Source organism: Candidatus Tisiphia endosymbiont of Oplodontha viridula, from assembly GCF_964264865.1.
Classification (GTDB): Bacteria; Pseudomonadota; Alphaproteobacteria; order Rickettsiales; family Rickettsiaceae; genus Tisiphia.
This window is the reverse complement of the sequence record NZ_OZ183486.1, coordinates 244325-262057: the sequence shown is the minus strand read 5'-3', so window position 1 is coordinate 262057 and position 17733 is coordinate 244325. Positions and strand designations below refer to the sequence as shown.

21 protein-coding genes and 1 pseudogene are annotated in these 17733 nt (G+C 30.6%); 11 read left to right on the top strand and 11 right to left on the bottom strand.

Annotated features, from left to right (window positions below; translation table 11 throughout):
* The first annotated feature begins 22 nt into the window (after positions 1-22).
* Together ACFEL1_RS01345 and ACFEL1_RS01340 are read left to right on the top strand one after the other, a co-directional pair.
* A complete protein-coding gene (locus tag ACFEL1_RS01345) occupies positions 23-946 on the top strand; it encodes a radical SAM protein (RefSeq protein ID WP_341760883.1) in 924 nt (307 codons plus the stop codon).
* Positions 943-1647 carry a hypothetical protein gene (locus ACFEL1_RS01340; RefSeq protein ID WP_341757692.1) on the top strand — a complete coding sequence of 235 codons (705 nt, stop codon included), beginning with the start codon at positions 943-945 and terminating at the stop codon, positions 1645-1647. The genes ACFEL1_RS01345 and ACFEL1_RS01340 overlap by 4 nt, the downstream gene beginning before the upstream one ends.
* Here the strand turns inward: ACFEL1_RS01340 and ACFEL1_RS01335 are convergent.
* From ACFEL1_RS01335 to ACFEL1_RS01320, 4 genes and pseudogenes are all read right to left on the bottom strand, one after another.
* Positions 1630-2418: a 2-phosphosulfolactate phosphatase gene (locus ACFEL1_RS01335; RefSeq protein WP_341762364.1), complete on the bottom strand. Its 789-nt coding sequence runs from the start codon at positions 2416-2418 to the stop codon at positions 1630-1632. The two genes, ACFEL1_RS01340 and ACFEL1_RS01335, sit on opposite strands and share 18 nt — an antisense overlap.
* A gap of 259 nt (positions 2419-2677) precedes the next feature.
* Entirely contained in the window at positions 2678-2980 is a 303-nt protein-coding gene (locus ACFEL1_RS01330) for a HigA family addiction module antitoxin (protein ID WP_341762363.1), read from the bottom strand.
* A 20-nt stretch (positions 2981-3000) separates the two neighbouring features.
* The gene (locus tag ACFEL1_RS01325) at positions 3001-3279 is read right to left on the bottom strand and encodes a type II toxin-antitoxin system RelE/ParE family toxin (RefSeq protein WP_341760887.1); all 279 of its coding nucleotides are present in this window, start codon (positions 3277-3279) and stop codon (positions 3001-3003) included.
* 405 nt (positions 3280-3684) lie between these two features.
* A pseudogene (locus ACFEL1_RS01320) lies at positions 3685-3846 on the bottom strand (ATP-binding protein); the annotation flags it as partial.
* 199 nt (positions 3847-4045) lie between these two features.
* Here ACFEL1_RS01320 and ACFEL1_RS01315 point away from each other — a divergent pair.
* Positions 4046-4222 (top strand): hypothetical protein, encoded by a 177-nt coding sequence (locus tag ACFEL1_RS01315; RefSeq protein WP_375331220.1) that lies wholly within the window; start codon positions 4046-4048, stop codon positions 4220-4222.
* A gap of 42 nt (positions 4223-4264) precedes the next feature.
* Here ACFEL1_RS01315 and ACFEL1_RS01310 read toward each other — a convergent pair whose 3' ends face one another.
* On the bottom strand, positions 4265-4561 hold the full coding sequence (locus tag ACFEL1_RS01310) for a hypothetical protein (protein WP_341762362.1): 297 nt from the start codon (positions 4559-4561) through the stop codon (positions 4265-4267).
* 378 nt (positions 4562-4939) lie between these two features.
* Between ACFEL1_RS01310 and ACFEL1_RS01305 the strand changes: the two genes are divergently transcribed.
* Positions 4940-5461, top strand: coding sequence for a helix-turn-helix domain-containing protein (locus ACFEL1_RS01305; RefSeq protein WP_341762361.1), 522 nt, complete (start codon positions 4940-4942; stop codon positions 5459-5461).
* Positions 5462-5541: 80 nt separating this feature from the next.
* On the opposite strand, the gene ACFEL1_RS01300 is transcribed toward ACFEL1_RS01305, so the two are convergent.
* From ACFEL1_RS01300 to ACFEL1_RS01290, 3 genes are read right to left on the bottom strand one after another with little or no spacing between them, the layout of a single operon-like run.
* Entirely contained in the window at positions 5542-5688 is a 147-nt protein-coding gene (locus ACFEL1_RS01300) for a helix-turn-helix domain-containing protein (protein ID WP_410521694.1), read from the bottom strand.
* A 29-nt stretch (positions 5689-5717) separates the two neighbouring features.
* Positions 5718-6098, bottom strand: a complete 381-nt coding sequence (locus ACFEL1_RS01295; protein WP_341762359.1) for a PIN domain-containing protein — start codon at positions 6096-6098, stop codon at positions 5718-5720.
* A complete protein-coding gene (locus tag ACFEL1_RS01290) occupies positions 6085-6342 on the bottom strand; it encodes an AbrB/MazE/SpoVT family DNA-binding domain-containing protein (RefSeq protein ID WP_375331219.1) in 258 nt (85 codons plus the stop codon). Before ACFEL1_RS01290 ends, ACFEL1_RS01295 begins: the two co-directional genes overlap by 14 nt.
* A 226-nt stretch (positions 6343-6568) precedes the next feature.
* On the opposite strand from ACFEL1_RS01290, the gene ACFEL1_RS01285 reads away from it, so the two are divergent.
* From ACFEL1_RS01285 to ACFEL1_RS01260, 6 genes are all read left to right on the top strand, one after another.
* The gene (locus tag ACFEL1_RS01285) at positions 6569-8521 is read left to right on the top strand and encodes an ankyrin repeat domain-containing protein (protein WP_375331218.1); all 1953 of its coding nucleotides are present in this window, start codon (positions 6569-6571) and stop codon (positions 8519-8521) included.
* Between the two features lie 95 nt (positions 8522-8616).
* Positions 8617-9342: a hypothetical protein gene (locus ACFEL1_RS01280; RefSeq protein WP_375331217.1), complete on the top strand. Its 726-nt coding sequence runs from the start codon at positions 8617-8619 to the stop codon at positions 9340-9342.
* 196 nt (positions 9343-9538) lie between these two features.
* Positions 9539-10150 (top strand): helix-turn-helix domain-containing protein, encoded by a 612-nt coding sequence (locus ACFEL1_RS01275; protein ID WP_375331216.1) that lies wholly within the window; start codon positions 9539-9541, stop codon positions 10148-10150.
* 36 nt (positions 10151-10186) lie between these two features.
* A complete protein-coding gene (locus ACFEL1_RS01270; RefSeq protein WP_341762356.1) occupies positions 10187-10411 on the top strand; it encodes a hypothetical protein in 225 nt (74 codons plus the stop codon).
* 133 nt (positions 10412-10544) lie between these two features.
* Positions 10545-11891 carry a hypothetical protein gene (locus tag ACFEL1_RS01265; protein ID WP_375331215.1) on the top strand — a complete coding sequence of 449 codons (1347 nt, stop codon included), beginning with the start codon at positions 10545-10547 and terminating at the stop codon, positions 11889-11891.
* A complete protein-coding gene (locus ACFEL1_RS01260; RefSeq protein WP_375331214.1) occupies positions 11884-14124 on the top strand; it encodes a tetratricopeptide repeat protein in 2241 nt (746 codons plus the stop codon). Before ACFEL1_RS01265 ends, ACFEL1_RS01260 begins: the two co-directional genes overlap by 8 nt.
* A gap of 98 nt (positions 14125-14222) precedes the next feature.
* On the opposite strand, the gene ACFEL1_RS01255 is transcribed toward ACFEL1_RS01260, so the two are convergent.
* Entirely contained in the window at positions 14223-14648 is a 426-nt protein-coding gene (locus tag ACFEL1_RS01255) for a helix-turn-helix domain-containing protein (protein ID WP_342278583.1), read from the bottom strand.
* A 125-nt stretch (positions 14649-14773) separates the two neighbouring features.
* On the opposite strand from ACFEL1_RS01255, the gene ACFEL1_RS01250 reads away from it, so the two are divergent.
* Positions 14774-16444, top strand: a complete 1671-nt coding sequence (locus ACFEL1_RS01250) for an IS1634 family transposase (protein ID WP_375331213.1) — start codon at positions 14774-14776, stop codon at positions 16442-16444.
* A gap of 164 nt (positions 16445-16608) precedes the next feature.
* Here the strand turns inward: ACFEL1_RS01250 and ACFEL1_RS01245 are convergent, their stop codons facing one another.
* Positions 16609-16734 (bottom strand): hypothetical protein, encoded by a 126-nt coding sequence (locus ACFEL1_RS01245; protein WP_342278585.1) that lies wholly within the window; start codon positions 16732-16734, stop codon positions 16609-16611.
* Positions 16731-17609 carry an Rpn family recombination-promoting nuclease/putative transposase gene (locus ACFEL1_RS01240; protein ID WP_375331212.1) on the bottom strand — a complete coding sequence of 293 codons (879 nt, stop codon included), beginning with the start codon at positions 17607-17609 and terminating at the stop codon, positions 16731-16733. Before ACFEL1_RS01240 ends, ACFEL1_RS01245 begins: the two co-directional genes overlap by 4 nt.
* Positions 17610-17733 lie beyond the last annotated feature (124 nt).

Here is a 17733-nt window from a genome sequence, read left to right as displayed (position 1 = left end):
CTTAATAAAAACGGAGGAATGTATGAGTGATTCATATTACAAAGGCTATTGGATGATAACAAATCGTTGTAATTTAAGATGCAGTTATTGTGTACTTGAAGATGCACCGCATCAGCTCAAGGCAGAACTTAATCTAGAAGCCAAGAAAGAATTAGTGAGCCATTTGTATCACAAACTTAACTTTCGCCGTCTTACATTATCAGGTGGAGAAGTAATTATTTTTGGTAAACATCCACCAAAGGAGTTCATTGAGTTACTTCGTCATATTCGAAAATTTCGTTCAGAAGATCCAGCTAAAAACTTAACTATAGAGCTTTATACCAATGGTACTTACTTAGATGAAAATGTTGTTAATGAAATGCAGGGAGTAGTCGATATTGTTGCTGTTACGATTGATAGTACTGAAGATAGTTTTTTGACAGAAATTGGTAGAAATTTTGGTGGATATAAGGAGTATTATAAAAATATTATGAATAAATGTAGCTTAATTTCAAAGGCTGGTATTGAATTAAAGTTTCACAGTGTTATTAGTACTAAAAATTATTTAACATTACCGAGTCAAGTTAAAGATATTCTTAATTCTCTAAAAAGTGCAGGTGGTAACTTATCATGCTGGAAATTTTATCAGTATATGTCATACGACAACCCTGAAAAAGATAATGCCCATGCAATCTCAACTAAAATGTATGAACAGTTTAAGGATAGTAGTATGGAAGCCTTATCAGGAAGAAGAATAAGTTTGCATTTTAAGGATAATAAAGAAATGGATGCTTCATTATTTAATATCTTGTCTTATGGTAATGCACAATATATGAGAGATGATGATACATGGTCAACTAGTAAACGTACCGAAGACTTGCGTTCTTATGGTTCAATGTCAGAATTATTTGCAAAGCATGATATTAACGAAGAACGTTTTCGTAAATTTCATGAGATGTGCTTATGAGTGTTATAGTAACTGTTGACCTTGATTGGGCATGTGAACCTGCTATAGAAGGAATCTTAGCTTTTTTAGAAGATAAAAAGATTACTCCTACTATTTTTAGTACCCATAATTCATCTATAGTAGAAGCCGTTATAAATAAAATTGAAATAGGACTCCATCCGTATTTTGGTACAAATTCATCACATGGTACTACAATTTCAGAGGTAGTAAAGCACGTTATGGATTTGCCTCATAATTTGGCAGCTTTCCGTTGTCATCGGTTTGCCACATGTAATTTATCTAAGCAAGCTATGTTTGAGGCAGGTATGTTAATATCATCAAATGTATGTACGGATCTAGAAATAATTACTCCTTTTAAAGATCGGTTTGGTTTTCTTGAAGTCCCTATTTCTTTGGAAGATGGTGGATATTTGTGGCGTAATCACCCAATGCAACTGGATGAAAGGTTGCGGAATATTGTTTTGAATCAAGCAACAAAAGTTATTACTATTCACCCTATGCATTTTGCTATAAATACTCCCTATTTTGCTTACATGTATGATATTAAACAATCAGTAAGTCGGGAAGAATGGAAAAATATGACTAAATCTACCCTTAATAAGCTTAAGTGGCAAGGATATGGGATTAGAAATCTAATTATTGAACTATTAGGAATAGTACCGGAAACCTTACCTTTAAGAACGTTAATTACCACGAGTTAGGATTGCATAATTATCCATAATAGTTGCCTTGATTATAAAATTGAAGTGGTCTATTTTAAGACACCGAAAAAAATCTTCTTTAGGATATTGCCACTGGTCTTGAGAAAAAAAGTATTTGCCTGAACTTTCTCGAAGTATAGACAAAAATTTAGTCAAATTTGTCTTTTTTCCATTAATGAGATCTTTAATATATTCAGCACAAACATTATCTTCTAGGGAAGGAGTTGTACCCTCATGTCCCATAGGAATTATTATAACTTTTGCATTTGATAGTGTTTTAATATATTCGGCAGTTGCACCTGCATTAACAAAACCTGCGGCAAGTATTATATCTGCTTCCTTAGCAAGAAGAACTCCCCAAGCCCCTGCTTCTGTCCTATGTAATACACTTCTACCAGCTATAGTAACAGCTCTAACTCTTGTTGGAGAATTTGGAATATCATAAATGAGATCTACTCCTTTTTCTGATTTCCCAATTAATAAAGGGTTATTGAAATTTGTTGCCAAACGAGAAATGATAGTACTTTCTTTTGCCAGCATATATATTGTTGGATTACGGTCTAGGACATAAGCCGCTGTAGTAAAAGCACGAAATACATCAATAATTACTACCACCTGAATTTGGTGCTTTTTATTAAACCTTAATTGTGTTGGTGCTATTATATATATTTTTTGGCAACCTGAGTCACATAGTGAGGTCATCTTTTTTTTTTGTGTACAACCACTAAATATAAATAATATAATAATCACTAAGTAATGATATTGTTTCATAAGAAAAATTTAATTTTATTTAGTTTTTAAATCCTAATTATATATGTTGTACTTGCATGTATCTTAACACTAATAAGTCTATTCAAGACCATTCAAAAGCAGAGGCAAAGCTAAATTTGAATTAGAAATCTACATCAAATCATTGGACTTATATCTTTAAGATGTACTTTAAATTGGTAAATCTTAGTATTGTCAGACATATAAAAGCAATTTGACCTAATCACAACTTGCTCTATGATTAGATTTTTAGAATGAATGTTTAACTTGCTACAGATAAAGTACGTATTTTTTGTTCTGTGGTCTTCCAATCGTTATCTTCGGCAAATTCCAAATCGTATTGATTCTGCATGTTCATCCACCAGCGAGGATTCACATTAAAGTATTTCCCAAGCCTTAGAGCAGTATCAGCTGTGATAGAACGATGGTGTTTAATTATATTATTTATACGGCTAACAGGTACACCAATATCACGAGCTAGTTGGCTTTGACTTATTCCCATAGGCTCTATAAATTCTTCAAGAAGAATTTGACCAGGTGAAATAAGGGATAATTTCTTTGTCATAGCTAATACCTCTTAATAAATTAGTGATAATCAACAATTTCTACATCGTAAGCATTTCCGTCATACCAAACAAAACACACACGCCATTGCTTATTGATACGAATACTATATTGGGTTTTACGTACACCTTTAAGAGCTTCTAGACGATTTGAAGGCGGAACACGTAAATCTTCTAAATTAATGGTTGTATGCAACATATATAATTTTTTGCGTGCCTGCTCGCCAAAAGCCTCAAAACGTTTAACTAGTTCTCTATTATGTAATTTCTCAGTATGTTTACATTTAAAACTTACAATCATTTTATAACATTATCAGTTTAACTTCAAGCATTATAACATTTACTATCAGTAACATTTACATTAATTTTCATGCCGGTACACGTTAGCATTCGTATCTTAATTATTTGTGGTTAGGCGATTTAAAGTATCATACAAAGTAGAACGTTTAATGCCAAAGTTTCTACAGATAGAAGCTTTGGTTTTGCCAACTCTTAAAGCTTCTTGGATTTCTTGTAAATTGTAATCAGGTTTTGCCCCCCTATTGTAATGAACTATTGCCCCCCCTAACCGCATTAAAAATTAGTTAATTTAAGCACTTTTTAATTTAAATTCTAATCGAATCTAAATTAAAATTTAGATAATATTTAGTTACACTCAATTAGTGATTTTCAATTATAGTTTTTGCTAATTTACATCTTTTCCACCTCTAAAACTTTTATTACCGGTTTCTATGATGTGATAATGATGTGTCAGTCTATCGATAATTACTTTTGTTGCTTTAGCATTACCAAATATATCACCCCATTCTTCAAATCTCAAATGGCTAGTGATGATAAGCGAAGACTGCTCATATAATTTAGCAAATAGCCGAGTAACCCACCCCTACCTAGGTGTAGAATAGGGGGTAGTATGAGGGGGCGGTATGCCCCCTTCTTAAACCCCTTTATAATAAAAAAGATGGTAAAGATTTATATAAGGTGGTGAAATAATAGATATAGTCAGTTCATTTAGTTTTTGCTAACTGCGTGCTTATACATTGACTTTCGTCAATGGGTGCGTTTAAATAATGATGTGTACAAATCGAATACAAAAACTTATGAAGTTATTGGGAATAATAGACTTAGCTAAAAGATGGAACTATACTAAGCAAGGGGTGAATCAAAAAATAAAACAGGATAAAAATTTTCTAAAACCAATAGCTATAATTAATAAAAATACACTAGGTTCTTATATCATAATTTAAAGATATAAGAACCTAGTATTACATATTTTTTAATTAATGTTTTTAAGAACGCTCTCTTTCTAGTGTTTCAAGCTTACTCAAAACCATTTTTACGTACATTTCTATTTGCTCTAAATGAAAAGTTGTATGTAACATATGTTCTTCTCTTTTAATACTAAGGTTTATCAATTCTTGTAGCTTTTCAAATAAGGATAAAACCTCTTTTTTTTCATCATTAAAGACAATAGAGGTATTATTAGTACTAAGACTAAGGTAGATATGTTTCAGGAATTTCAAAGAAACTAATATAGATAATCCTTCAATAAGGATAAGTGATATCGTAATTATTTGGTACAACATATTAATTACCTCTATAATCTTTGTTAAAATAAAACACAAAGTGAAAGTATAAGAAGTTTCTATAAAGAATGAAGTTGATTTAACGGGTAAGTTTATTTATCATATTGTTTAACCTTGTTAACTATGGTTGAGACTGATTAACACATTTTGTGTTAATCAGTTTGTACTAAGTCTTCAGATATTTTTCGGTGGTCAAACTTTGAAATATGAAGATTTAGTACAGGACATTAGCACTCTAAGCAGAGATAAACTTTTATACTTGTTACGCTTATTCTTCGCTTTTTGCTTAATTGAGTTTAATATAAGGTTTTAGGAGCGTCAATAATAAATACTGCTTAGCAGTATTTATTTTTTAATTCATCTTATTTTTTTTATAGAATGTCACTTAGTATTAACTTACAAAATTTTTTAAGGATAAAATTTCAGGAAAAAAAACTTAAAAGAAAAGATTTTATATCTCAAAGTGGGATAAATCCAACTACAACAAACAAAATTATTGGTGGTAATTTCCGTAATCCCAGCCTGAAAACTCTATTAAAATTGGCTAATTACTTTAATTGTCACTTAGATGAAGTGATTGGCAGAGATAAAAAGTATTATACTGTTTTTACTAACAACTATAAGAAACTAACAGAAGATGAAATTAATACTAATCTCAAAAAACTAATTAAAGATAAAATTCAAGAAACTGGACTCAGTGCCTTTCAATTAGCTATTCGTATAGGATGTAGCCAAAATACTATTTTTAATTTTCTAGACGATAAAAGAGAGCAAAAAACTCTTGGTAGTCCTGTTATGGTAGCACTAGCCAATTATTTTCAGCTGTCAATAGATGAAATGATTGGCAGAATTTCCATTGAGTCTCTTAATAAAATTCCTAAAGATATTAATAGCCACTAAAGTTATGTTAAAAATTAAAAATCTAAGGTTCACGCTTAGAATCCCAGTATCAGAAGTAAAGGAACTGATTTTAATTACTATTATGGTTGCACATGCAAATCAATTGGCTTATCTACTGCAATAGCATATCTATAAATTGTTTGTAGACTTGGAAAATGCTTGCCACTTTCTAAACGAGCAATTACAGACTGGGTAGTATTCATTTTTTCTGCTACCTTGCTTTGAATTTTGAAAGTGAAAGTCAGTTAATATGATTCTAATAACTTAATTCTTTTTGAAGCTTTTTATCAAAGGTTTTTATTTTGTGACTTTTGTTTTTTTTACCTTCTACTAAAATCATATAATCTCCAAAATCAGCTTTGCCAGTTACATATTTTTCTAGAGCTTCTAGTACTACTTCCCTTTGACCTATAACGATACCTGTTGAATCAGTTAGTGTTATTATTGCTTGATATATCTCATCCCTAGAGAATCCTTTTACTTTCAAAACCCATGCAAATTCTAAAATAGCGTAAGAAGAAATAAACAATGAGTTTTCCTGAGTAATTTTTAAAAGAAACTCTTGAGCTTCTTTTGCCTGCTCCGGATCATCCTGTAAGTAAGCTCTAACTAGTACATTGGTGTCAACTCCTATCATTTTCAGCTATCGCTTTACTAATTGCATCATCTATGTCTTCAATAGACATCGGTTTCTCTTGAGATTTACTTTTACCCATACCAAAAAAGCTGGTAATACTTTTCTTTACAGAAAAAATTTCTAAGCTATCATTGTTTTTTATATTAATTAGTAGTTCTGAGCCAGAATGTAACCCTAACTTTGTTCTTAATGTCTTAGGGATTACTAATTGACCTTTTGAAGATAAAATTGCTCTCGCACTCATAAATATAAACACTTAAATGAATAAAATGTATCTAAAGTAAGTTAACATAACTTACTTTAGATTGTCAACATGTTAAAAATTATAAACCAAGTTCACCATGTGAGCCAAGGCGGACTAATTGAGACCATTCAAAAGCAGGGGCAAAGCTAAATTTTGCTAAAAAATGTACCCAGCTTTTTATAAAAATATATTACAAAATGAATCTATAACACGGAGAAATTGAATTATGGCAAAAATTACAATAAAAGAAGAAGAGGTTACTAGATTCAAAGAAAATCCAAAAGCGTTACAGGAGATTTTTATGTATGCTATTTGGGCTGAGGATGTTGAGGCTATTAAATTATTATGTGAACTTACACCAATAAAGTCTCATATAGACAAAAAAGCATTATTTGATGCATTAACTTACGTAGTCTACAATGATAAAAATCTCAACTTAGTAGAATTAGTAATTGATGGTTTAGAGATTGATTTAAGTAAACAAACATTTCCGGATACTGGAGGCACTTTACTTACTCTAGCGGCTTGTTATGGGAGTGTAGAAATTGGTAATTTCTTGCTCAATCGTAACTTTGATTCTAACCATCAAGATATAACGAAGCAAACTGCCTTACATTACGCGGTAATTTATGACAAAAAACCTTTTGTCAATTTGCTCCATAATCATCAAGCTAACCTAAATATTCAAGATAGTAACGGTTATACTGCACTTCACTTGACAGCATTGTATAAACATCGTGCGATGGCAAAGAAATTAGAAGACCTAAGAGCTGATACTACAATCAAAGATAAGCGTGGATATAATTATAAAAAGCTTCGCGAAGATGTAATAAAACAAAAGAATGAATTTCCTCCCCCTAAGTTACCGTCAATTGAATCACTTGAATATTTAAATTTATACAAAGGAATAGTAAGTTTTTATAAAGCCATGTTATTGGACAAAAACAGAGAGGAATATATTCTAACTACTATTGATAGTTTAGAAGAGTTTCTAAACCCATTAACCAAACCTTCAGCAAATGTATCACCTGCCAAAGAACTGCCGGTGAGTGTACCTATCGAAAAAACATTACGTACATTAGCAGCAGTATATGAATGTTATAAAGAGAATAATAATAGTGCTGAACTAAAGGACTATATAATAGAGAAAGCAAAATATTGGGAAGCATTTGTTGTGCTAGCTATGTTATATAATACAATATGTGTAGAGTATTTAGACAATGCAGATTATTACAATGCTAGAAGATGTGCTGAACTAGCTTATGATAATATAAATCGTTGTACAAAAGCTCAAGATAACTCTTTGCAGGAATTATTGTATAATATTTTTTATAATCTTGGGAAAGTGTGGAAATATTTTGATAAAGAAATATCTATTCAATATTTTATTAAGGCAGAAGAATTAATAGCAGGTGATCAGGATACAGTGAAAGAATTATTAAACTATTACATTATTTGCCATAATGTTGAGAAATCCTTAGAGCAAATAAACAAAATAACCGATCCTGATCTTAAAACACTATACTCAATAAAACGGAAGTCCTATTTCCAACATGATGGTCATATTATTGATGAATTAAAGGAACATGCACAAAGTACAGAAGATGCAGAACTTAGAAAATTATACACTATCATGTTGGAATTTGTAGATCAAACAGATTCTACTATTGCAAAATTATGCGAAAAACATGGTTTTACATTTCCAAAACTTGGAAAGCCTGAAAACTTAAAATATGTTCTATGTGTAGAAACTTGGGCTGAAAAATTTTCCCAAGAACAACCTATTAAAGCCATTAATTGTTACCAAGAACTTAGTACCCATACAGAACGATATATCATACCAACATACTTATTTAAAATATTAGAGCTTTGCAAATACTCCAACTCTTGGAGAGAAGGGTTAGAGCATCTTACAACTATGTACGAGCAATATAGTGATATCTTATCAAATCATACTATGCTTCCTCTAAAATATTTAGAGTTTATTTTTTATGAAGCAAATGACTGTCAACAACAATCTAAAGATTGTTGGGATTTTCTAGAAACCCATGCTAAGTCAGGCGATATAGCTTCTAGATTGTTCTCTTATGCTAAAGATTTTGCCTTGTATATAGCTATAGAAAAGAATGATTTTACTAAAGCGTCTGAGTATTTAATTCACCTCTTGTTTGGGACATAAAACAAACTGGCATACAGTCTCCAAGGTTAGATGAGGCAACCAAAGAAGCTACAAAATTACGGTTATTGCTAGAAAAACTACAAAAAATAGGTAGTTTGACAACAGAACAAACTCCATCTGTTGCCACAGAAAAAACTAGTTTTACAGAGGAAATTGTTGCCATTGAATCAACCGAAAATCCTGATGAATTAAATGAACTTGTTAATACCTTATATCCCAAAGCAATACATGCTTATTTTCAACAAAAAAAGAAGGGGTTATTACAAAAGCCAATAGAGGCAACAGTAAAAGAACCACCATGCGTGTGGAATACACACACAGGAGTTGTTTACAGTTCTGATCAAGAAGATGTTTATCCTGTAACAGGTAAAGAAAATTTTTATGCAGTAATTAATCGCAAATTAGTTAAGAAATTAGAAAAAGAGGAGTTATTAACTAAATTTACTGATGCTTTATTAAAAGGTTTCACTGGCAGGGAGCAGGGTAGTAATGGGATAAAATTTCTCTCTACAACCTACGAACTCAAAATTACCGGTGATGATCGATTATATACCAAGCATGTATACACAAAGCAAGGTAAGTTTTTAATTGATTTTGATAATTGGGGAGGACATCAAGAAGTAACAGCAGCAATAAACGCAGGTCCTTTGGAAACTACTGAATGCGAGATATCTTATATTCCTAATATTCCTCAGGAGACTAAGAAAACAGAAACATCCTATTCACTTCAACATATCACTAGAGAGATAGAACATGTAAGCATTAGTGAAGAAGAAGGGACAGTTGAATTATCTGGATATAACAAATATTATGCAGATTGAGATGAAAAATAGTACATGGATTGAATGGAAACAAAAATGAGAACTTTTAGAAGGTTTAATTAATAACCAAAAAATACTCTGAAACTCGTATCATAAAAGACTTTGAGAATATATCAGTTTATCGGCGAGGATATGTATACTGCTCGTAAATGAAGGGTTGCAAAGATAGGAGAGATATTGTAGAGTTTAGGAGATTATGAGTAAGAATGTATTGACAGAAGAACAAAGAGAAAAGTTGAAGGAACGTCATAAGACAGAACGAGACGGACGCATACGTGATCGTATTAAGGCAGTTTTGATGTATGACGATGGGTATAGTAATGTAGAGATTGCTAAGGTACTACTCTTGAGCCACGAATCGATAAGAAAATATATTGTTGATTATCAAAAAGCCAATAAGCTTGATAGCAACAATGGAGGTAGCACAAGCAAATTAAGTGATGGTGAGAGGGAAGAATTAGCGAGTCACCTAGAAGCAAATAATTATGTTTATGCTAAAGATATCATGCATCACATTGAGAACAAATATGGGGTAACATATACGATAACGGGAGTAACAAAATTACTATACAAATTGGGTTTTGTTTACAAGAAGCTGAAAATAGTACCGGCTAAGCTGGATTTTGACAAGCAAGAATTATTTAAGTTAAACTACAGTTTACTAATTTATCATAATTTTGAACAATTTTCGGAAGCAATAAACAAATTTTTTAGCAACATTGGTGATTATAAAGATAGGTTACGTACCTTCATAAACGATAATTTCCAAACTATTACCGTTAACCATTTCTGCAACTCTTCAGGTTAATTGAGTATACCAAGCTATACAGTCTTTGTTCAGAGGTTGAATAAATTGGCTGATGCATTTATTGTAATTACTGAGATTTTGCATGAACAAATTCCAGTACATGAAAGTCAAAAAACATGCCAATTGATCAATTCTATGCCGGTAATTTTAGCACATCGTGGAAGAAGATTTAATGCAAAAGTAGCTCTAGAAATTGCCACAGCTAATGGTTATTGTGCAACTAAAAACTACATTACTATGGTGTCAAGTTGCATATTTTAGCTGGCTATAAGCAAGGTTTTCTGCTTATTATGTAGGTACAACAAAATGCATTAATTAATATTAATTATAAATTATGCGTGAACAATCATTGCATTGCTTAAATAGATTAACAAAAATTATATACGGAATATTTTTGTTAATCTTTATAATGTACACTATATTTAGTATATACATACATCAGTATTATCAAAAACAAGCTAGCCAAGAAAAGTTTCATATTTTACAAGAGTATTATAATAGAATATTAGAACTTACTTTAAACCATCTAAATTATTTAGCATTAAAAGTTCCTACAAATCTTGAAAAAAGTACTGTTACAATAGATACAAATAACTACATCCAAATTTGTTATAATAAATGTATCAGTTATAACAAATTTAAATTTAGTACATTACTAGATAAATTTATTCCTAAGTTCATTTATTATAAGATTAAATTAAACAATGACATGCTTTGTGCAAATACCAATAAGTCAAAATATACAATTACAAAGGCTTATCGCATTAACGATCATACGCAACTTAATATAAGTATTTTAATTGACAAAGCATTTTGGAATAAAACAGAGCATAAGATTAAGAAACCATTTTATTTATTATCTTTATTTATATTAGTTAATTTCTTACTATTATATCTTTTATATAAAACAATGCTCAGTCATTGTAAAAAAGAATATAAATCTTATTATAAAAATGAAAATAGTGTTTATTTAAAACAACTAAAGGCAGAACATAAAAAAGAACTGTCAGATCGTGAAACATCTTTAATGAAAAAGATATGGGATATTGAGTTTGCAAAACAAAAAGACTTAGAAATCAATTGCTTATTCTCTCAAGCAGCAAATAAGTTAGTATTTATGAATGAACAACATAGTAATTATGACGAAATGATTAAAAATTACGGAGTGCAGAATATTAGTAATCGTATGCCGTGTTCTATAGTATTATATCAAAACCATATGGTAGAGGAAGTAAGTACTAGTAAACTAATCGAGTTTTTTACAAATAGATTTAAGAAAGAAGATGAAAATATATCAATTAAAATATCAAGCTCATTAGAAGTAATAAAGTTTGTATCTCAGGCAGCTTTATATCAGATAATATATAGTTTAATTAATTACATACTATTTTTATTAAAAAAACAATTTCCTGTGGTTAAACGCCAAATTAACTTGTCTTTGAACCAAAAAGATACAAAATTCAAGTTGAATCTAGAATATGATGGTATCCCTATTAAGAATGAAGAAGAATTATTGAATATGTCTAGTAATTTCTTTAAAACTCATGCAAATCCATTTTTATTAAATATAAATCAAATATTTAATATGCTAAGGTCGAATGATTTTTATTGTAAAGTTAGTTATGATAAGATAAACGTGATAGAAATAGCAGAGAAATTTCAAAAAAGTACACGAATTGTAGACAAGAAAAATGATAATATAGTTCACATTACCTCTTTTAAGAAAGAAAAAAATGAATAAATATTTAACATTAACAATATTATTAATCATGCATAGTACATCTCTAGCAGTAGAACGAATATCTAATCTTGTAATACCAGTAAGTTATTTTGTTAATCATGTTAGACAGCTAGAAGAACTTAAAGATAATCTAAATAAATACCGACAAGCTAGTATTATTGGTACTAGTGGCATAGGTAAAACACAACTTGTTAGAACATACGCTTATGACAATAAGACCACTTACAACATCATTTGGTTTTTTGATTGTAATCAAGATATTAATATAGAATTTACTAAATTAGCTAAACAGCTTAATAAGAATCTACAAGCTAATATATCAGAAGATGCTGATCTAGCTAAGAGAGATGTAATGGATTATTTAGTAACTCAAGATAAATGGTTATTAGTTTTTGATAATTTAAAAATTGGAGAAAATAAAAAAATTCAAGATTTAATCGATTGGGAACATAATGGCAATATTATATTTTGCTCTCAAGATGGTAAGATATTACCAAATACCATAGAGATGACTTTATTTGTTAATAGTGATGCTATTACTTTAACAACTAATTTATTAAATAATCCAGATAAGAAAGATATTAAGTTTTTAGTAGAAGCTTTTAATGGGTATCCAATACTAATAGTTCAAGAAACTCAATTGTTAAATCAAGTTAAGGGTTTAGGTAGAGAAGAATATAAGAAAAAGATTTACCAATCGGCTGACAAGATCAAGCTGAATATCGAATTAGCAATGCAAGAGTTAACACCTTCAGCTGTTCAATTACTTAAAAAAATAGCTTTAATAAATAATCAAGCTTTTTCCAAGCAATTACTTGTTATTATTACCGATCATCCAAATACCATAGATGACGATATTTTCCAGTTATCAAAATTTGTATTAATTTCTAATATTGACTCAGATCAAGATAATCCTGTTTTTGAGATGCATGATGTTATAGCTCAGAAAACAATAAAGATTAATGGTTATCAGGATAATAAAGTTTATTTAGAATATATTATTGATAAAATCACTAAAGCTATACCTAATAATGGTAAACAGCCTCCGGAACATACTTTTCGTAGTGGTAAAACAATAAATGAAAATTTGAAAATCATTACAGACTATCAGCAAAGTTATAATCTTAGCATATACAAGTTACTGCCACTCAATTTACAATTATTTATAAATTATATTAATATGTTTCAGTTTTATGAGGCAGAAAAATTATTTAATTGGTTTGATGAATTAGATAAAAAAGAGATATTGAAATTATGGTTAATGAATAATGAAGAAAAATTATTTTATGCTAGATATCTAGGAGTGATCGGAGGGTATTATAAAATTAGACTGGCGAATTGGTATAAAGCTTTAGAATACTCCTTAAGAGCTAATCAAGTGTTAGAAAAAGTAGAAGGTTATCAAGCTATTAAGTGTAACGTTCTTTACAATATAGCAAGTACTCGTATTTCATTAGGTCAAATTAACGAAGCTCAAAGTGAGATTAATGCAATAGAAAAGAATACTAATTTTATAGGTTTAGGGCAAGTAACGCGTATAATGAAATCAAAGTTATATCATTATATTGGTAATGAGCAACAAGCGTTAGAGGAATGTGATAAAGAGATAATGCAAATCTCTAGAAGTGGTACTCGACTCAATGATGTGTTGTATTTTTCTAATAATTACATATTAAAAGCTGAAATATTAAACTCACTTGGTAGATATCAAGAAGCCTATGTACAAATACAACAGTTATATGATACTCATAAACTAGTAACAAAAGAGCATTGTGAAGTATTTGGTCGCATTTTTACTCAAATGGCAAGATCTGAACTTGGATTAGGAGAAATCAATAAAGCCTTAGAACACGCAAAAAAAGCTATAATAATTTTTCTTGCTGATGAGAAAAGAAATCCTAAAAATACTACCTATCTCATTGATCCTGATTTAGCAGCTAGTTATGTAGTTCAAGGTGATATTTTATTTGCTTTAAATAAGTTGGAGGAAGCTATAACATCTTATAGACAAGCTTATGGTATATATTTTTATCTATATAAGGATAGAAGAAAGAATGTTGCTTATACAAGTTACTTGTACCTTCAAGGTGCTAAAGCTGCATGTAAAAAACAAGATTTTCGTATTTATAAGGATTTTGGTAAATCACAAGTTGAAGAATTTGGAGTAGATCACCCTAACACTATCGCTATGTTTGAATATTGTAAACAGTATGGTATGAATTTAGAGAGGTGAAGTGCATTAGCATTTCAATTTGATGTATCTAATTTATAAGACAATGGTCAAGTTAACCTTAGCTTTGTATAATAACGCAAGCATCTGTAATAGAATATTTATGGTTCGTAGTATTTATCTATTAACCAATCAACAAATGATTTATTAATAGGCTCAGGCTGTTTTTTTAGAGAGTAGTGATATACTTCTTTTATTAAATTTATAAGGTTTGTAAGTGAAAAGTTTATATTTTTTTCAAGTATAGTTTTAATTGTCACTTCAGTTGCTTCAAAAAAGACGTTTATTTGAGCATGACTTAGTAACTCAAGTGGTATTGCTTTTTCATCAATAAGTATTGATTCTAATGATACATCTAACCCTTTTGCTATTAATTGTAGATTATGAGCCGTAGGATTTTTAGAATTACCTGCTACTATTCCATATATTGTATTTCTGCTTAATCCAGTTTTCTTTTCTATATCAGTAGGACTGATGTTCTTCCTGACTTCCGCAGATTTTTTGATATTAGTTGTTATAAGTGGCATTAGTAAGGAGGTGAAGTGGTACTCTCGTTCTGTTGTGCCTAGTAGATATTTTATTATTGACTTTAACTGCGATGTTGTTTATTATTTAATTAATTGAATATAGCCCCATATTTTATAGCCCTAATATGTACATACGTCGTAAAAAAAGTCCTAATAGTCCAAGGCAATCTATCCAAATAGTAGAAGGTTATCGTGATAGTAAAGGTAACGTCAAACAGCGTATAGTACGTCATTTAGGAGTCTTTGTAGATGAAGTAGAAGAAGCTAAATTAGTTGCCCTAGCACAAGATTTGATTGCCAAGATTAAAGCTGAGAGAGAAGCTGCAACTGGGCAGGGGAATTTGTTTACTGATGATACTAACAAGGTTAAAAGAGGTCGTCCAACTAACAAGCAGTTAAAAGATATTCTACCTGTTAATGAAGTAAAACTAAATGAGGTTGTAGAAGTCAAGCGAGTTGTTGAAGGAGTGTATCAAATAGGGGGGCATGTTTATGATCAAATGCATTTTAACCAGTTACTAGCAAGGAAACGTGACGCTGGGATGCTGAAGGATTTAGTGTTAGCCCGTATGGTAAGACCAAATAGTAAAAAAGGGATAGTTGAGTATTTAAGCGATCAATTTGACCAGCATCATGATCTAGATGCTACTTATTGGATGATGGACAAATTACATGAGCAAATACCTAAAATTAAAGAATTATGCTTTAAAAACACCCTAACCCTGATTCCTAATAAAGAGATTAGCCTAGTATTTTTTGATGTTACTACACTATACTTTGAATCAGTAGAAATAGATGAGCTAAGAGCCTTTGGCTATAGTAAAGATCATCGCTTTAATACTACCCAACTAGTTCTTGCCCTAGCAACTAATGAGGATGGATTACCACTTGGCTATGAGCTGTTTAGTGGTAATACCGCAGAAGTTAGCACCTTAATTAAATCAATTAACAGCTGGCAAGCGTATCTTAAAGTTAAAGATGTCTGTTTTATTGCTGATCGTGCAATGTTTAGTAAAGCTAACTTGCAAGCTCTCGATGAAGGTGGTTATCGTTATATTGTGGCAGCAAAGCTTAAAACACTCAAGAAAGAAAAGAAAGAAGAAATATTATCAGAGGAAAACTATAAGCCTACTGTTATAGGCAATGATCTTACTTGGATTGCCGATCTAGAGCATGATGGTAAACGTCTAATTACCAGTTATAAATCTAAAAGGGCTATTAATGATGCACAGGAGCGACAAAAAATTTTAGATAAAATTAATAAGACTATTGGTGAGTCTGGTAGTACTAAAAAACTTATATCTAATAGTGGAGTAAAAAAATATACTTCTAGTGAAAATGGCAAGAGCTATATTGACGCAGAGAAGATAGAGCAGGATGCGTTGTGGGATGGCATGCATGGGGTAATCACCAATGACCAGACTATAACTCCACATGAAGCAATAGCAAAATATGCTAGATTATGGGTAATTGAAGAGCAATTTAGAATCAATAAACATAATTTACAAATGCGTCCAATTTTTCACTGGACTAAACAAAGGATAGAAGCACACATAGCTGTGTGTTATATGAGTTTTGCAGTGCTTAAAACTATAGAATACAAGGTTGCTCTGACCCAAAAGATCAGTGTCACTAACATCGTTGAATTATTAATATCAGTACAGGCTTCAATCTCAAGACATACAAAGACTGGTGATCTTTATAGACTACCAAGTGCAATAAAAAACGAAGCTAGAAAAATCTATAAAACCTTTAACATCAAACGTTCAGACCATGCTGCAATATATTTAAAATAACAAAATAATGTTGTGCCTAAAATTTAAAAACCCCAGCACTATGACCCTTCTAAGCTTATGCCTTATTAAAAAATGCGGAAGTCGGGAGTTATATTTGTCTTTAATCTTAATATGGGTCTATTATACATAATATATCTTATCATTGGTAAGCGATATAGATGGAATTATCTAGAAGATTTTAGTTTTTGGATTTCTTCAATACTTAAACCAGTAACTTTGGCAATATATTCACACGTGGCATTTTCTGCCAATAATTTTAGAGCAGTAACAGTTTGAGGATCGTAAGTCATGATTTTAGATTTTCTATTTGAGATTTACTTAACTTAGTGTATTTAATAATTTTTTCCATCGGCTCATTGTTTAATAGCATTTCTTTTGCCATAGATATTCTTTCTTCCTCTCTACCTTCCTCTCTACCTTCCTCTCTACCTTTTTCCAGTTGTTTTTTTAGAGTGTTAGCTTCGATACGCAGCCATTTAAGATGGTCTTCATAGGCCTCTCTTTCTTCGTCAGTAAAGTTCATAACATCTAGCACTGTTAGAGCTTTTTTTAAGGCAACATTGTCTAATTCTTTAGGTAAATTATCTTTGTTAAGTAGGTCATGTCTTGTTAGAAAAGCTGTCCACATGTCTAGAGAGTTTTTTACTTTTTTCAGTATATCAGGTAATTCCTCATAAGAATTATCAGTAAACTTATTAAGCTCAATAGTATGTAATTCGAGGTCTTTGAAATATAACAAGCCACTATCTTTTTCTACTATATGGAAAACATTGTGATATTTAGTTACATTCGGAATAGAAGTAAAGTTTAGAATATGAATACCAATGGCTTTGCTTAGGGTAGAATAGTCCTGAGCTACCTTTAATTGTTCAGTATATAATTTAGCCCAATAATATAAAGCTCGCTTATCATAATCAGCTTCGTCGCTAATTTGAATTTCAATATTGAACCTTTTGCCATCAACGGATTTGGCTTTCACGTCTAATATTGAGAGTTTATCATTCTTAAAGTTCTTTGGATTATATGGATTAAGTAGCGTTAGTTCTGCCACTTGATCTTCCTTAGATACAATTGAATTAATCAAGGATATCAGCAAGTCCTTATTCTCTTCTACGCCAAAGATTTTCTTAAATGCCAAATCAACTCGAGGAGTTATTTTATCCATATATGTTGCTATTAGTAGTCATCAATTATAACACTAGTATAGCACAGAAATTATAAAGCACTAAGTAATATAATGTAAAAAAAATCGTAAAATGTGAATTACCAAGTGTCTTTTAGCCGTTTGG

Coding starts and splice junctions, on each gene's coding strand:
- ACFEL1_RS01345 (WP_341760883.1), top strand. CDS start 23: ATGAGTGATTCATATTACAAAGGCTATTGGATGATAACAAATCGTTGT.
- ACFEL1_RS01340 (WP_341757692.1), top strand. CDS start 943: ATGAGTGTTATAGTAACTGTTGACCTTGATTGGGCATGTGAACCTGCT.
- ACFEL1_RS01335 (WP_341762364.1), bottom strand. CDS start 2,418: ATGAAACAATATCATTACTTAGTGATTATTATATTATTTATATTTAGT.
- ACFEL1_RS01330 (WP_341762363.1), bottom strand. CDS start 2,980: ATGACAAAGAAATTATCCCTTATTTCACCTGGTCAAATTCTTCTTGAA.
- ACFEL1_RS01325 (WP_341760887.1), bottom strand. CDS start 3,279: ATGATTGTAAGTTTTAAATGTAAACATACTGAGAAATTACATAATAGA.
- ACFEL1_RS01315 (WP_375331220.1), top strand. CDS start 4,046: ATGATGTGTACAAATCGAATACAAAAACTTATGAAGTTATTGGGAATA.
- ACFEL1_RS01310 (WP_341762362.1), bottom strand. CDS start 4,561: ATGTTGTACCAAATAATTACGATATCACTTATCCTTATTGAAGGATTA.
- ACFEL1_RS01305 (WP_341762361.1), top strand. CDS start 4,940: ATGTCACTTAGTATTAACTTACAAAATTTTTTAAGGATAAAATTTCAG.
- ACFEL1_RS01295 (WP_341762359.1), bottom strand. CDS start 6,098: ATGATAGGAGTTGACACCAATGTACTAGTTAGAGCTTACTTACAGGAT.
- ACFEL1_RS01290 (WP_375331219.1), bottom strand. CDS start 6,342: ATGAGTGCGAGAGCAATTTTATCTTCAAAAGGTCAATTAGTAATCCCT.
- ACFEL1_RS01285 (WP_375331218.1), top strand. CDS start 6,569: ATGGCAAAAATTACAATAAAAGAAGAAGAGGTTACTAGATTCAAAGAA.
- ACFEL1_RS01275 (WP_375331216.1), top strand. CDS start 9,539: ATGAGTAAGAATGTATTGACAGAAGAACAAAGAGAAAAGTTGAAGGAA.
- ACFEL1_RS01260 (WP_375331214.1), top strand. CDS start 11,884: ATGAATAAATATTTAACATTAACAATATTATTAATCATGCATAGTACA.
- ACFEL1_RS01255 (WP_342278583.1), bottom strand. CDS start 14,648: ATGCCACTTATAACAACTAATATCAAAAAATCTGCGGAAGTCAGGAAG.
- ACFEL1_RS01250 (WP_375331213.1), top strand. CDS start 14,774: ATGTACATACGTCGTAAAAAAAGTCCTAATAGTCCAAGGCAATCTATC.
- ACFEL1_RS01245 (WP_342278585.1), bottom strand. CDS start 16,734: ATGACTTACGATCCTCAAACTGTTACTGCTCTAAAATTATTGGCAGAA.
- ACFEL1_RS01240 (WP_375331212.1), bottom strand. CDS start 17,609: ATGGATAAAATAACTCCTCGAGTTGATTTGGCATTTAAGAAAATCTTT.